A 15898-nucleotide genomic window follows, 5' to 3' on the forward strand; every position below is an offset into this window, starting at 1 on the left:
CCGTTACCGCCTGCATGCGCAAATACCTGACCCGGCTCAACGCGATGAAGCGTGACAACGCGCCTTGGCGGGTCGGCTCTATGGAGACTGTGCAAGACAGTTGACTCCTACACCATTTCAATGCACATCGAGCCGTATAAGCCAGTCCCACCGTCAATGGAAATCACGCGACTCCACCTGCAACTCACCCAGCAATTCACTCAGGTCGTACAGGTCACCGGCAATCAAATGCTCCACGCCATCCACCCGTTCCCAACGGCCGCGCACGGCCATCAGCCGTGATTCCAGCAATGCGCGACGGCGGCGCGATGCCACATGCGGCCAGACGATGACGTTGATCATGCCGTGCTCGTCCTCCAGAGTGACGAAGATCGTTCCCTTGGCTGTTCCCGGGCGTTGCCGCTGCGTTACCAGCCCCGCCACATGCGCGCCGCTGCCGTGCGGGCGTGCACGCAAGGCGCGGAGATCGCTAATGCGCCGCTGCGTCATCTGCGCGCGCAGCAGGGACATCGGATGCTGGCGCAAGGTCAGGCCGGTGCTGTTGTAGTCGGACAGGATTTCCTCGCCCTCGGCCGGTGCGGCCATCTCCACCACGCGTTCTTCCGGGCTGCCCGGCAACAACGACCGCCGCCGTTCAACACCGGCCACCGCCCAGCGCGCTGCGTTGCGGTTGCCCACCAGCGACTGCAACGCGCCCGCCTCAGCCAGTGCTTCGCGCGCCTTGGCATCCAGGCCGGCGCGCAGGCACAGATCCGCCACGCTGCTGAAAGCCCGTTGCCTGCGGGCTTTCATCACTGCGCGGGCGGCGGTTTCGGAAAGCCCTGCCACCTGCCGAAGCCCCAGCCGCAAGGCCGGTTGCTCCCCCGGTGCCGACGCACTACGCCACGCTTGCCCGCCCTGCAGCAGGTTGTCCCAGTCGCTGTACATCACATCCACCGGCAGCACTTCCACAGGTTCGCGCGCCGCACAGCCACGCCGTGCGTCCTGCACGATCTGGCTGGCCGAATAGAAACCCATCGGCAGCGAATTGAGCAGGCCGCACGCGAACGCTGCCGGCTCATGCCGCTTGAACCAGCTGCTGGCGTACACCAGTTTGGCGAACGACGCTGCGTGGCTTTGCGGGAACCCGTAGGAACCAAACCCCTTTATCTGTTCGAAGATCTGGTCGATGAATTCGGACGAATAACTTTTGCCTTCCATCAGTTCGCGAATGCGCTTGCGATGCGGTTCCATGTCGCCACCGCGTCGCCATGCGGCCATCGAACGCCGCAGGTGATCGGCCTCATCGGCGTTGTAACCGGCGTGCATCACCAGCTCCATCACCTGTTCCTGAAACAAGGGAATACCCAGCGTCTTGCCGAGAATGTCCTTCACCCCGTCAGAGGGATACGTCACCGGCTCCAACTTCTGCCGACGCCGCAGATACGGATGCACCATGTCGCCCTGGATCGGCCCCGGCCGCACGATCGCCACTTCAATCACCAGGTCGTAGAACGTCGCCGGCTTCAGGCGCGGCAGCATCGCCATCTGCGCACGCGACTCAATCTGGAACACGCCAATGGTGTCGGCGCGCTGGATCATCGCGTAAGTCTGCGGGTCTTCGGCCGGAATGCTGGCCAGGTCGAAATCGCGACCGCGGTGCTGACGCACCAGGTCCATCGTCTTGCGCAGGCAGGTGAGCATGCCCAGCGCCAGGCAATCGACCTTGAGCACACCCATGCTTTCCAGGTCATCCTTGTCCCACTGGATGATGGTGCGGTCGGCCATCGCCGCGTTTTCCACCGGCACCACCGTGGACAGCGGCGCGTCGGAAATCACAAAGCCGCCAACGTGCTGCGACAAATGACGCGGGTGGTCGACCAGCATCGACGTCACCGCCAGCACACGCGCAACCAGCGGGTTCTGCAGATCAAACCCGGCCTCGGCAATGCGCTGTTCCATCGGCGTGTCGCCATTGCCCCAGCTGTAGCAATTGGCCAGCAGGCTGATCTGGTCCGGCGGCAACCCGAATGCCTTGGCCACATCGCGCACCGCACTCTTGCCGCGGTAGCGGATGACCGTTGCCGCCAACGCCGCGCGGGAACGCCCGTATTTCCTGTAGACGTACTGCAGCACTTCCTCACGGCGTTCGTGCTCGAAATCAACGTCGATATCCGGCGGCTCGTCGCGCGCCTTGGAAAGAAACCGCGCAATCAGCAGTTTGTTTTCGCCCGGGTCCACCGAGGTGATGCCCAGCGCATAACACACCGCCGAATTTGCCGAAGACCCACGCCCCTGGCACAGGATGTTGCGCGAGCGCGCGAAGCGCACGATGTCGTACACGGTGAGAAAGAAGGCCTCGTACTTCAACTCGGCGATCAGCGCCAGCTCCTGCTCGATATCCGCACGCACGCGTTCCGGCATCGGATTCGCCTCGTCCCAACGCTCGCGGATGCCGATCTCGGTGAGTTCGCGCAGATAGCTGGCCGGCGTATGCCCGGCGGGCACCAGCTCCGCCGGATAGCGGTAGTCCATATCGCGTTTGAGGTCGAAGTTGCAGCGCCCAGCCAGTTGCACCGTCGCCTGCAGCAACGCTGCCGGATAGATGTTGCCGAGCGTGCGCCGTGCGCGCAGGTGATGTTCACCATTGCGGAACAGATGCGCGCCGGCTTCGGCCAGCGGCAAGGTGTGGCGAATGGCAGTGAGCGTGTCTTGCACCATGCGTTCGCGGCGCGTGGCCATATGAACATCGCCACTGGCCAGCGGCACCAGCTCCAGCTGCCGCGACACCGCCAGCAATTGTGCCAGGCGTGCGGCGTCATCGCACTCCCGGTGCAAGGCCACGGCAAGAAACGCACGCGCGTTGAAGACACGTTTCAGCCAGACACCTTCCTCCGCATCGGGCAATGTTGCCGGCACCCATAACGCGAACAGACCCAGCGCCTGCTCCTTCAATACGTCTTCCATATCGGCGCGGCTCAGGCGGTACTCGCCCTTGTTCGCCGCACGCCGCGCTTTTGTGATCAGGCTGCACAGCTGCGTGTAGCCGACGGCATTTTCCACCAGCAACACCAGCTTCAAGCCATCTGCCAGCGTGAACTCACTGCCGACAATCAGCTTCAAGCCGGTCGCCCTTGCCGCCTCCCAGCCGCGCACGATGCCGGCCAATGAGCATTCATCCGTGATGGCCAGTGCTTCATAGCCGCAGTGACGCGCGCGCTCGAACAGTTTCTCCGCGCTGGATGCACCGCGCAGGAACGAGAAATCCGACAGACAATGCAGCTCCGCATAGGCGGGGCTGCCATCGCGGTCGTGATGGGCGATGTCGTCATTGGCCGCTGCACTCAACCGCCTGTTCACGCTCCAGCTGCGCGGTGGGCGTGCACCGGGCGTATCGGGCTGCACGCCCGGTGGCAGGTCATCCCAGCTCATGCAAACCAGCCTTGCAGCATCCAGCCCTGCTGCTCGCCGGGTGCAGCAAACACCCAGGCCCGCTGGCCGCGCGCGGTTTCCACCACGTAATAATCTCGGCGCGCATCATCGCCATCCCACCAGCCACTCTCCAGGCGTTCGGGGCCGGAAAGAATGCGCAGGCGTGTATCACGCAGTGGCACCGGCTGTGGCAACAACCAGGTCGGTCGCGGTGGACGTTGCAGCGTGACCACATCGGGCAGATCATCACCGCTCACTTTCTTCCAGGCACGCTCCGGGCGCGGGTCATCGCCTGCGGCCAGCCGATATACCGCGTCATCGCCCAGCCGTGCGCGCAGACGCTCGCGCAGATGCGGCCAATCCATCGCCTGCTGTGGCCGTGTGTCAAACAAGTCACGCACGGCAGGAATGAAGGGCGGCAGCTGCCGCGCCAACAGCCGCATCGCGACCACCGGCCGTGGAATTTCCACCCGCTCCAGCCGGTTGCGCGACAACTCAAACAACATCGACGGCGAACGCTCGGCTGCCAGCAGGCCGACTTCCAGGTCGGTGTGGCCCTCATCGTGTTCCAGCCGCAGCGCAAAGCGTTGCACGCCACCGTCGCGTATGGACAGGTACGTGCACAGGTCGCCAATCAACCGCCGCAGTGGAAACAGCAGGGCCGTGTGCGTTTCCACTTCATAGCCCAGCTCCAGCCGCGAATCGAAATGATCCGGCGGCGCGTAGCAGGTCAATGGATCATCGACCTCGCCATAGAGCTTGCGCAGGTGGTCCAGTACTTCACCGCCAAAACGGCGACGCACGCCCTCGCTGGGCAGTGCCCGCAACGCCGCCAGAGTGCGTACGCCCATGCGATGCAACCGCTCGCCTGCGTCATCGGGCAAGGCCGCGCGCCGCACCGGCACCTTGTCCAACATGGACTGCATCTTCGTCAGCTGCGTCACTTCCAGCCCATCGCGCAGACCGACCAGCACCCGCGCCGCGCGTGGCGTCGGCGCCAACGCGATGCGATGACGAAAGCCCAGCGTTTCCAGTTCGCTGCGCAGGCGCCGTTCAAAACGCGGCCACGGCCCAAACAACTGAAAGCTGGCCTGCACTTCCAACACGATCGCGTGCGACCACTGCTGGCTGACCAGCGAGCTGTGCCGGTACGCCCAGGCCGCAAGAAACCGATGCCAATGCGCCTCGGCCTTGGGGTCGTAATCCAAGGTGCGCACCTGCGCGAGCAAGGCATGGGCCGCTGACAGGCGCATGCCCGGCGCCAGCCCGTGTTCGGCAGCACTGTCGTTGACCGCATGCAGGCGCCGCAACTGCGCCGGTCCTTCAACCAGCGCCAGCGGCTCGTGCGGATCAGGCAGGCGACGAAGGACAGCGTCCAGCGCCAGCTGCGGCAGCAATATGCAGGCCCAGAGCATCGCCGTTCACTGCACCAGACGCAGCGGTTGCGATGGAATCTGCCCGCCGCGGCATTTGCGCACCTGCCAGGCGCCGAGCTCGGACAGGTATTCCAGCCGCAACGCCGCCGGTGACGCATTCACCGCGTGACGCCGGTCGCGCAGTGCAAAGCCGCAACAATCGCCGCTGTCCGCCGCCACCTGCAGGCGACGCAATGCGCGCGCATCGGCTGTCTTCGGCCAGCCCAGCACCGCTGCGCAGGCGCCACTGCGCAGGCATTGCTCGAATGCCCACAAGGCATCGCGCGGCTCGGCCTCCACCACATCCATGCCCGCCAATTCCACGCCACCGGATTGCCACGCCGGCGCATACGGAATGAACGGCGGCGCCACCAGCACCACGCGTTTGCCGGCCGCGGTCATCCGCGCCAGCGCTGGCAACAACAAGGCAATCTCGCCCACACCGTCGGCAGGCAGCAGCAATTCGGTCAGGGCCTTGCGTGGCCAACCGCCGGTCGGCAGGAGCGCATCCAATGCCGCATGGCCGCTGGCTTCGCCCTCGTGGTTGAGCGCACTGCCACGGCTGGCGCGCCACACCGTGCGCGCCGCCATCAGTTCATCCAGGGCCAGCACCTCACCCATGCTCAAGCCTGCCTGATCAAGCCGCAGTAAATGCCTTCAATGGCAAAGTCCGCATCTGCCTGCACCACAATCGGTGCGTGTGCCTGGTTGCGCGGCAACAAACGAATACCTTTCGGCGACCGTTCCAATCGCTTGATGGTGATTTCATCATCCACCCGCGCCACCACGATCTGCCCATTGCGCGCCTCGGGACTGCGATGCACGCCGACCAGGTCGCCATCAAAGATGCCGTCATCGACCATCGAATCGCCCTGCACCAACAGCAGGTAATCCGGCTGCAGCGCGAACAGGCCACGGTCCAGCCGCAACTGGCGGTCCAGGCCAATATCGGCCCCTATCGGTTGCCCTGCCGCCACCCGGCCAAGGACCGGCAGCATCAGCAAAGCATCCGGCTCGGCACCGGGGATGCGGATACCCCGCTTCTGCCCGCTGCGCAGCTCGATCAGCCCCGCAACCGCCAGCGCCTGCACATGTTTCTGCGCGGCATTGCGTGAGGCAAAGCCACAGTGGGCCGCGACTTCAGCCAGGCTGGGCGGCGCCCCCCGCCCCACCCGCTCACGCAGGAAGGCAAGAACCGCAGCACGTTGTGAGGACAATTCGGACATGGTGTACATATGTACACCAATGGACAGGGGCTGCCAATGGGGAGATTGAGCCGCAGCGGAATTGTCGACTCCCGGCAAATTTGATCCCGGCCTCTTACGGAACGTCTGAACAATTCACCAAACCATCCACTGGATGAAAACCCTCTGGTTCCCAAGCCCAATGAATCATTGATCCTTTGTTATTCCGTGCCCCAACTCGGATGAATTTTCAGCAGCCGAGGATAGGAATGGAATTTTTCAGCCCATCCCCGAATGCTGAGCGATTCCATTCGCCTGTGGTCGTCACGAAGTCTTTCGTCGCACCAACTGATCGATGGAGTCCTGATCCAAGGCCGGGCCACCCGCTGCAGCAATAATCTCGGCAGGAAACTCGGGCACACGCGATAGATCTGTTGCGCGCAGCTTGTCACCGGGCTGTAGCGGCGGGCCATCCTCTTCCATGTACTGCCGAATATGCTCCCACAGCGCCAACTGCGTGCTGTCGAAGCCATTGGATTGGACACCCAATTGAATCAAATGCTCCACTTCATTCCCGGTTCCCTCGCGAATGGCGAGCAGACCCAACTCAAAGCCCTCCGAAGCCAGGCCCGCGCCTCGAAAATATATGTAATTATATATTCTAGCGCGAATCTGATCGTTCCACCTATAAATAACGGGCGGCCCATGCGCTCCAATTTTCCAAAGCAAAAACGAACCAGTTTTTACATAAGGAAGAATACACACCAACCCCAAATCCCTATTGAACATAATAGGATCATCTAGAGAATCAAATTTTGCGCGCCTCCAAAAGTAGAACCCGAAACCGACAAGAAGATAAATAATTAAGAAATAAATTAACAGCGGGACAATAATACCAGCTGAAAATGAAAATCCAGGATCCATCATCATCCATAGAACAGACGCCAGCATAACCAGCCCGAATCCCCACATAAAATACGCAGAGAATTTTGACCATCCGACATCCTTTGAATACTCCCCGCGAACCGTACCTACTTCCAAAGCATTGGGATAAACCCTTAGAACAGCGTCAAATGCAGCTGGATCGACATTCAATGACACGCCATGATCCGAAGGAATAACACGGTATGGAGCGCGCCTTGCATGAGCATTCTCTTTCGAAAGCTCAGGGGTAAAAACAACCTCCGACTCGGCCTTCTCCCAAACCGCTACCGTCGTCTCTTTCAGCGCCATAACCGATCTCCATCGTGTAACAACTTCGTCCTGAAGGCACAAGAACCTCCCTTCCGTTTCCGCGAGTCGTCACGAAATCTTCTGTCGCACCAGCTGATCAATAGCATCCTGATCCAGGGCCGGGCCACCCGCTGCAGCAATAATCTCGGCAGGAAACTCGGGGACACGCGATAGATCCGTTGCGCGCAGTTTGTCACCGGGCTGCAGCGGCGGGCCATCCTCTTCCATGTATTGGCGAATATGCTCCCACAGCGCCAACTGCGTGCTGTCGAAGCCATTGGACTGGACGCCCAGCTGAATCAGCTGTTCAACCTCGTTTCCGGTCCCCTCGCGAATAGCAAGCAGTCCCAGCTCAAAGCCCTCTGAAGCAAGATTCGCACCCCGAAAATAAATATAGTTATAGATGCGCGCTCGGATCTGATCATCCCAACCATACGAGATGGGAGCACCATGGGAGCCGCTTCTCCAAAATTCAAAGAAACCTCCCTTCACATAGGGGAGAATGCTAACCAATCTGGACTTCCTGTTAAACATAACAGGATCATCCATGGAGTTAATTTTCGCTGATCGCCAAAAATAAAATCCAAAACAAAGCATGAAATAGGAAATGAATCCAAATGCGCCAAAAACACATAAGTCAAAAAACGGATCCGCCCCCCTTCCACCCCAAACTGACAAAAGCATGATAGCAAAAGTAAAAGCACCGAAGGCCCACATAAAATATGCAGAAAATATTGACCACTTGATATGCTTTGAATATTCACCACGAATCGTACCCACCTCCAAAGCATCAGGATAGATTCTCAGCACAGCATCAAATGCGACCGGATCAACATTCAGCGACACACTATGATCCGAAGGAAGAATGCGAAATGGAACGCGCCGGGCATGAGCATTCTCTTTCAAAAGCTCCGGATTAAAAACAACCTCCGATTCAGCCTTCTTCCAAACCGCAACCGTCGTCTCTCTGATCGTCACGACTCGCCTCCGCCGTCCGTCAACTTAATTTTGAAAGCGGAATCCATTGAATAATCACCATCCTTATCCATCTCTTGCAACCAAATAATTGCGTGCGCGTCTTTATACTTAAATATGGGAACCCCACTAGCGCTAACCAATTCCCAAGTTCCGCTCTCATTCTTTTCATTTCCCACTTGAATCACCATCTCCCGGACATCTACGACACCGGGATATTCCTCCATCAAAGCCCCCAAACCCACACCCTCAGAAATATACGCCCCCAGCAACACCGTGCCTCTACCGGAACGTTTCTTAGCGTAAACGCCCATACACATACGAACCGATCCGCGGAGTTCGCTTGGCATTGCAATTCGAACCCAAGCCTCATAAGCCCCCCCTCTTTTATCGCGATCTTTATCGCCAATCACATTCATTAACAACACCCACGGGAGCATGTTAGAAAATACCCCCTTGCACCCGGGACTATTAATATCAGTAAGTGTTTTCACTTCGAATTCGAACTTGACACCCGCCTGCAGCATATCCAACCTCAGCTGCTCACTCACCAAATTTACAAATCCGCCACCACGATTTCTCCCCCATATAGACCTCGCCCCCCATTCCTCCAAAGGTGAATCTTTGAGGTAATAGTAAACAAACGTTAGCCCCACACCTATCAAGGCAAGAATCAAACCCCAGCCCGTCATACCGATTCCCAGAAATGCTGCAGACGACCCCACGGCTGCAGCCCACGCTGCCGTGCCCGCTCCAACCAACACGATCGCCTGTACTATCAGAACGCCCGAGGCCGCATAGTCGCCGCGTGCTTGTGCTTGAATAAATCTCACGCCGCTGACAACGGCATCCACAAACGATGCAACCGCGACTAATCTTCCCGCCAGCATTTTCATATTGGCCGCCCGCAGGCTATTGGACTTCGCCCGATATATTTGCTCTTGCAGCGTCAATGCCGCGCCAGCGAACGCCAGCGAGCCCGTCAGAATGCCTATCGCCGCTTCTGCCCGCTCTGTTTCATTCCCCTTGGAAAATTGTTCATAGTTTTTCATGACTGAAAGAACGGAAAGCACCCCTGCACCACCCGCCATAATCGCTGTTCCGTTAGCCAGAACCTTTCCGCTTGTCCCGGTCAGCTGCGCGAGCGTGGCTCCGTTGATATGCCGCGTCGCCTGAGCCCATGTTCCAATGGCAACACCGGGCATGAGCCGAATTGCATACTGAGCCGCACTCGCCGCTTGCCGAATGGCCCCCGTCAATGCAACTGACTTCAGGGCATTTGCTTGTGCCCAAGCCTCCATCTCCCGCGGCGCCTTATCCACCCACATGTGGACTTCAACCAAGGTGTCTGCCGCGGCGGTCGCGCCAATCGTCTTCAACATGCTGCTGAAGTTCACAACGGTCGTCCTGGTCGCGGACGTGACACGCCCTGCAGCAATTGCGACGTCCTGCGCGTTTATCATCATTCGCCGCCAAACCCGCAGGGCTTTGTACAGCGGCATGGTTACCCCAACCAATGTGGCGCTCGCCCGACGGGCACCTGCATTACTGACCAATGAGATCAAACTGGTCATCCGCGCCAATGCCACCGGGGTCAGCCGTCCTGCCAGTTGGAGCAGGCAGGCAGCCCCTCCCACCACTGGCAACAGTCCGGAGACATACCCGGAAGCAAGCATACGCAGTGCGTTCGCCTGCTTTCCTCCCAACTTCACCCAGCCCGCAGCAGCAGGATTCCTGGCCAGCTCTTCGACATTGTCGATGACATTGCCCATCAGGCCGAAATGCCCGTCGCGTTTGTCGAGCCACTCTTTGAAATCCTGAGAAGTGTTGCCCAGCAGCGCTCTAAGGAGAATGTTTTCTTTCAACGTCGGGTCATCACTTAGGTAACGCGCATACCACTCCCCACCCTTTCCTTTACCAAGGTCGCCGGTGCCCGCACTCTCATCTCCCTGAGCGGAATTTCCGGTGATGTGGCCACCATGGAGAATACGAGCTGTCGTGCAGGTATAGAAAAATCCACTGAGCGCATCGCTCTCGTCGAAGTCGTATTGATACAAAAATTTTCTGGGCGAACAATCGAGGCAGGTGAAGTGGTCCTCCTCCATTGCCAGAAGCCCGTCTGCATCTATTTGCGCATGCCTCTCGTACGAATCCAGGAAACTCCTGTAATCGGCCTTCGCCCCGCGCCCGCGAAGCTTCTTGCGCAATTTCTCACACTGCTCCTCAGCTTGCTTGATCGGAGAAGGCAACATCACCGTTCCGGGAATGTCATAATCCGGAATCTGGGGCATTCCGGCAGTATTCAAAATCTTTTGCCCAGGAACGAACTCTGCTTCCGATGGCAGCAGCTTCTCCTGCTGGAGCTGCCTGAAATCGCGATGCATCATCGACGTATTGTGATGGCGGGAATATCCTTTTTCGTCGTATTCCTGCTGCTTGCGCTGCCCCGCCTGAGTCAGGCTGGCCATCAAGCCCTCAATGCTCAAAGCGGATTTAAGCATCCAATCAGCTTTTTCTGCATCCCCATCGGCGCGACCAAGCGCGTACTCGCTCGCACTCTTGAAATGGGTTGTTCGCAGAACTGCCGTCTCATGAGCAATACCAACAACATCGTCAACCATGACCATCAATAGATCAGACTCGGAGTATTGGTGGTGACCTCTGGACAATGTCTCCCTCGCGGCCTCCACAATGTCCTGCGCCCCCTCGGCGCGAACCCTTGGCGTTTCCGTCCCAGGAATGTTCAGAGCAACAGTCATTCCTCCGGCCATACGCGGTGTCCACCGCTGGTAAGGCCCTGCGTCTCCCGCCAATGCCAGCGTCCGATACGAGTAGTCATAGATGAGTTGCTCGGCTGATTCGGCAACCAATGGAAGCGATGCATTGCATGATGCTGCAGGCGCATCAATACATGTCATTCTTCGATTCCGTAGTGCCTCATCCCCCGCATAGCGCTCCAAGACCCGTGGAGGCCACGGATTTTCACTGAACGCGATCCAGACCCGACCTGTGTTCTTAGCATCTGGAATCACAAATAGCATCGCAGCCGCGTAGCCAGCCGTGCGCTCGCACGAAAACTCAGGAATCTCTCCAATTCCGACAATTGGTAGGGGCGAAAGCGGCACCGGGGTCAAATAGCCCCCTTCGTCCACCAGATTCACCTGCCAACCCTTCTGCGCCTTGATTTCTGGCGTATGCGGCCTCTCGTAGAAAGCGTACAGGTATCCTTCGCGTAGTGTACGCGCGGCATAATCGAGATACTTCAGCCTGGGCATACCGATGCCCCGCAACAATGGGGAAAGATGCCCCTGGATGCTTGTCATGTACGGCTTGGCAACCACCCCAGGCCGCACAACAAGTACCGGCAGCCCTGTTTTTACACAGGAAGGACACCCTCCTTGGCTGCACCTACTCGCTGCACTGGCTGCCTGAACAGCCTTGGCACTGTAGGTCATTATTGGCTGGTTAGCGTCAAACATTTCCCTCTTCCTTAGTGTGCGCCGTATCGAAGGAGCTCTGGGGGAACACCCCCCTGCTCCAACTCCCTCTTTATCTGCTCCCAGCCCTCCGGGTCGGGAATCTCGGCCAGAGCATCAATCAATGGAAATTGCTCGGAGATTGAACGCTTTACCAGCTCAGCAACCCGGGCATGTTGAGTAAGTAATGGGTGGATTTGCAGAATGTAGGCAGCCAACAGCTGAACATCCTGATTCACGGACAAACCCAGACGTCTTGCAGCACCCAGCGCCACCCGCAGCTGGGAAAGATAGTTCGAGGGCAGCACCTCAACTATGTTTTTCCAACCACGCGCCATCTCTTGAACCTGCTGGCACTCTTCCAGCTCATGCCATTGCGCAGAGCTAAGCTGAAGGCCGCCACTGGGCGTGTAATTACGTTGACCGACATCCGGACAACCAAGACTCCGTATTGCACCGCATCGGTCAATCACATGCCAGACGGAGATTGGGCCCAGCAATGAAACCTGCTGAGGGAAATCCAGCAACTCCCATAAAAATTCGAGCACGCGACGATCGGACAGACGCAATACTCGAGTGTGATTCGATTTACCGACGCGTGGCTCCATTGATATTGCCAGATGCCTGGCCAAGGCCTTCAGCGGGGCCGTGGTTTCCATCCACCCAGCTACGGTCAGCCCGGCTCCCGCCTCCTGAAGCGGATCAATCTGCTCTCTTATTCCTGCATCGAGAGCGAGACCAATTAGATCCGAATCCTCCGGCCGAATACGAAGCAGCAGTGGCGTGCGCTTGATATCTGCGAATGCGGGATGCCTCAACCTTACATCGACCGACTCGCAACTGCGCTCGGTGAATATATCGAGATCAATGCTGGCGCCTAGAAAGCGATCCAGCATCAAAACGAGCCCGCCGGACGAGCTTGCTGCCCGCTCCGCCAAAAACCTTTTCGTGATCTTGCTCTGCCTCTGGATATCCATACAGTCAAATGAACGCTGCACCGGATGCGGCGGCTGCATCATCCTTGGTGGGACACGCTTTCAACCCAGCTTTTGGAATGGACTGCGATCCGCTGGCACTCGCCGGCCCAACCCACTCCCGCTGGCTTGCCTTGAACTCGATCCTCCCCGGTGCGCCCAGTTCGATGTTGTCGCCTTCGATGCGGATGTAGGCGCCTGCGGCGCTCGCCAGCAGATGCTTGGCTGGCGCGGACAACTGCGCATCCGCCTCGGTGCTGGCGATGCGTATGTCGGTCTTGGCGGCGACCTTTGCCAGGTTCTTGTGCGCTCTCGCACTGACCTTGCCCTGCGCGGCGTGCAAGGCGATGCCGCGCTCCTGGTTGGGGCTTTCGCTGCGAGCCTGCTGGCCTGCGGTGTACACCACCAGCCCGTTGGCGACTGCCAGGGTAAGGGCGCCTTGTGTCATCCAGTTCAGTGCAACACCAGCGCTCAGGTTGGTGTGGCTGCCGCTGATCCAGACTTGGTCTTGCGGAGTGACGCTCACCACGCCAGCCGCGCCGCTGCCCAGCAGCACCGGCGCGCTCCAACCCGGCGTCTGGCCCGCGCCGCCCTTGATGCTTCCAGCAGTGCTGCCGTCATGCATTGCTTTCAGTTGCTGCTGCAGTTCCCTCACGCCGTGTTCGACCGGCAATTCCTGCACCTGATCCGACAGAGATGCCCGTTGGTTGCTTGCCGAGGTATTGAGCTGCTGCAGCAGCACTTGGCTTTCCTGCAGCTGTGCTTGTGCTTGCGGTGTTGCCAGCTGTTGGTTGCCAGGTTCGGTGCTCAGCAGCAACCCTTGTCCACCGCGCACACTGCCGTGCGCCTGGGTGGCCAACTCCACGCCAAAGCCACGCTCGCCGCCGCGCACGTTGTCGCTGCCCCCTTTGAGGTGCCCAAGGCTCAGCGTGCTCTCGTGCTGGGTGGTGGACAGCTGCGCGCGCCCTTGGCCCGGCGTGTCGTCAAAACGCAGTTGGTTATAGCCCCCTTGCCCGCCCTGGCTGTCGGCAAGTGCCTGGCTCTTGAAGCCGGTATACACGGCCGCATGCGCATTGCCCTCAAACCATGCCGCCGCATTGCCGGTCGCGGTGGCACTGCCGCTGTTCACCTGGTTGTGCGGGGCATCGGTTTGACCGCGCCCGTTGTACACCACGCCCGTCACCACCGGACGGTCGATATCCCCTTCCATGAACGCCACCAACACTTCCTGGCCACGCCGTGGCGGCGCCACCGCACCCCAGTTGTCGCCGGCCCAGGGCGTCATCACCCGCACCCAGGTCCAGGCGTTGCTGTCGGCGCTGGCATTGTTCTCACCGCCGGGGTGGGCCAAACCGCTACTGGCATTGCCGCCACGCTGCCAAGGGAACTGTACCTTGATGCGGTGATCGCGGTCGGACAAAAGCGGCGCATCATCGCTGACGACGATGGCGCTGAGCGTGCCGGTGACGGTTGGCCGTGGATGCAGATGTACACCGTGGCCATCATGGGTCTGCGGCCGGTACACCACATCGCCGGGAATGGCAGTGAAGCGATTGTCGTAAAAGCTGCTCGATGCTTCGACGTGATCCGCATCCAGCCCCATACCGGCTAAGGATGACGGCAACGCCGGCGATGGCACACTGGCCGGCCCCAGCAACTGCTCTAGCGCATCGAACATTTCGGCATCGAGGTTGTTACGCGCCTGGTGATGCACCTCCAGGCACAGAAACGCGGCATCGTCGGCCACCTTCGGATGCTGCTGCAGGTTGAAGTGCACACCTGGGCGCAAGGCCCGCCATTGCCCGGCACCATCAATGCGCGTGGCGCGAACGCGCTGCGCGTCCAGCTGCTGCTGCGCACGCCGGCGCCCGCGCGTGTTGTCATGCCAGCCGTAAGGCCCGCTGATGTCGCGGTCGATGATCCCCAACCCATTGGGCTGCTCCACCTGCACGTTGGCCTGGCGCAGTTCGCGCGTGCGGTAGTCCCAGCTGCCCCGCTCCACTTCACTGGTACACCAGCGCTCACCTGCAGCCCACTGCTGCACGGTGTCGCTGCGCTCACTCGCATCGCGGCGGTGAAAGCGAACCGGGCCCAGCGCCGCAACATCGTGGCTGTGGTTGGCCAGCACCAGGGTGTGTTCGCCGAAGTTCTGCGCTGCCGGATCACCCACGTGTTCAAACCAGTAGTAGATACCTTCCTCAGCCAGCAACCGCTGCACGAATGCCAAGTCGCTTTCCTGATACTGCGTGGTCAGGCTGCGGCGCGCGTACTGGCTGGCATCGGACAACATCCAGCGCCATGCCGGTGCGAGCTGCGGGTGGTCGGCAAAGATGTCTTCGACAATCTCCACCACGGTCTTGTCCTGGAAGACATAGCTGTCCACCCGCTGTGACAGGAATGCCAGCCACGGCTGCAGACGCAGGCGATAACGCGCCAGGCCGCCGTTGCTGCCCAGCCGTTCAACGGCAGTGATGCGCCCATGCAATGGGCGCAGGCTGCCATCGGCCTGTTCGAGTTGCAGCAGGGCGGCATTCCCGACCAACGGCGAGAGCGAATGGCCCGCATCCACCGACAGCGCGGTAATGGTCCATTGAAAGCCGATGCCGTCAATCTGTTCCATGCCGCTGAGCGTTTCTGCCACCAGCACCTCGCTGCCAAGCGGTGTGTGCAGCCTCAGAAAGCGCTGTGCGTGTGCCGGCGCTGCCAACGCCGCCAATGCGTTCCTCAACCGATCCATGGTTTACCCCTCAGATTCCTGTGCTGCGGTTACTGCCGTCATGCATGCACGGCGCCTCTACGCGGTATGGGTTCGTGCTGCGTCCAGCCGGGCAGCAAACATGCCCGCAGCGCAGACCAAGCCTCAACCGACCTGGGCGACGGCCTCCAGCCGCAGGCGGACACCTTCACTGATATGCAGCCGGTAGTCGCGGCCGCCTGTGGTGACGCCGAGCTCACGCAATCCTCCGGGCGAGTTTCCAGCCGACGGCGTATCCATCCGGATACGCCAGGCGCTGCGGCTGATCTGGCCAGCCAGACGAAGTGCATCACGGCGCGCGGCGGGCACCGCGCCCAGCAACAAACCCAATACATGCTCCGGCCCCAGGCGGTTCCAGGCGCGCACGCGATCCAGCTTGCGCCCCAGGTCCACGCCAGCACCGTCGTAGTGGGCAAGTGCCGCCTCGTGATTGATTTGATTGATGTCCATCTGCAGTTTCCTTTTTCCAGTTCCA

10 protein-coding genes are annotated in these 15898 nt (G+C 59.9%); all 10 read right to left on the reverse strand.

Translation table 11 applies throughout. From position 1 onward, the window contains the following. Window positions 1-153: 153 nt before the first annotated feature. On the reverse strand, window positions 154-3411 hold the full coding sequence (locus ACVOLO_RS00005) for an error-prone DNA polymerase (RefSeq protein ID WP_481568211.1): 3258 nt from the start codon (window positions 3409-3411) through the stop codon (window positions 154-156). Further along, on the reverse strand, window positions 3408-4826 hold the full coding sequence (locus tag ACVOLO_RS00010; RefSeq protein WP_481568212.1) for a Y-family DNA polymerase: 1419 nt from the start codon (window positions 4824-4826) through the stop codon (window positions 3408-3410). The genes ACVOLO_RS00005 and ACVOLO_RS00010 overlap by 4 nt, the downstream gene beginning before the upstream one ends. A 6-nt stretch (window positions 4827-4832) precedes the next feature. Continuing rightward, window positions 4833-5447, reverse strand: coding sequence for a translesion DNA synthesis-associated protein ImuA (gene imuA / locus ACVOLO_RS00015; RefSeq protein WP_481568213.1), 615 nt, complete (start codon window positions 5445-5447; stop codon window positions 4833-4835). Between the two features lie 2 nt (window positions 5448-5449). Next, window positions 5450-6052, reverse strand: a complete 603-nt coding sequence (lexA, locus tag ACVOLO_RS00020; RefSeq protein ID WP_481568214.1) for a transcriptional repressor LexA — start codon at window positions 6050-6052, stop codon at window positions 5450-5452. A 282-nt stretch (window positions 6053-6334) separates the two neighbouring features. Then, window positions 6335-7243, reverse strand: a complete 909-nt coding sequence (locus ACVOLO_RS00025; RefSeq protein ID WP_481568215.1) for a hypothetical protein — start codon at window positions 7241-7243, stop codon at window positions 6335-6337. 69 nt (window positions 7244-7312) lie between these two features. After that, a complete protein-coding gene (locus tag ACVOLO_RS00030; RefSeq protein ID WP_481568216.1) occupies window positions 7313-8221 on the reverse strand; it encodes a DUF6708 domain-containing protein in 909 nt (302 codons plus the stop codon). After that, the gene (locus ACVOLO_RS00035; protein ID WP_481568217.1) at window positions 8218-11697 is read right to left on the reverse strand and encodes a T6SS effector BTH_I2691 family protein; all 3480 of its coding nucleotides are present in this window, start codon (window positions 11695-11697) and stop codon (window positions 8218-8220) included. The genes ACVOLO_RS00030 and ACVOLO_RS00035 overlap by 4 nt, the downstream gene beginning before the upstream one ends. 11 nt (window positions 11698-11708) lie before the next feature. Then, window positions 11709-12710 (reverse strand): DUF4123 domain-containing protein, encoded by a 1002-nt coding sequence (locus tag ACVOLO_RS00040; RefSeq protein WP_481568218.1) that lies wholly within the window; start codon window positions 12708-12710, stop codon window positions 11709-11711. After that, the gene (locus ACVOLO_RS00045; protein ID WP_481568219.1) at window positions 12676-15405 is read right to left on the reverse strand and encodes a type VI secretion system Vgr family protein; all 2730 of its coding nucleotides are present in this window, start codon (window positions 15403-15405) and stop codon (window positions 12676-12678) included. The genes ACVOLO_RS00040 and ACVOLO_RS00045 overlap by 35 nt, the downstream gene beginning before the upstream one ends. 123 nt (window positions 15406-15528) lie before the next feature. After that, window positions 15529-15873 carry a hypothetical protein gene (locus tag ACVOLO_RS00050; RefSeq protein ID WP_481568220.1) on the reverse strand — a complete coding sequence of 115 codons (345 nt, stop codon included), beginning with the start codon at window positions 15871-15873 and terminating at the stop codon, window positions 15529-15531. Between the last annotated feature and the right edge of the window lie 25 nt (window positions 15874-15898).

The sequence above is a fragment of the Stenotrophomonas sp. STEN056 genome (assembly GCF_056759635.1).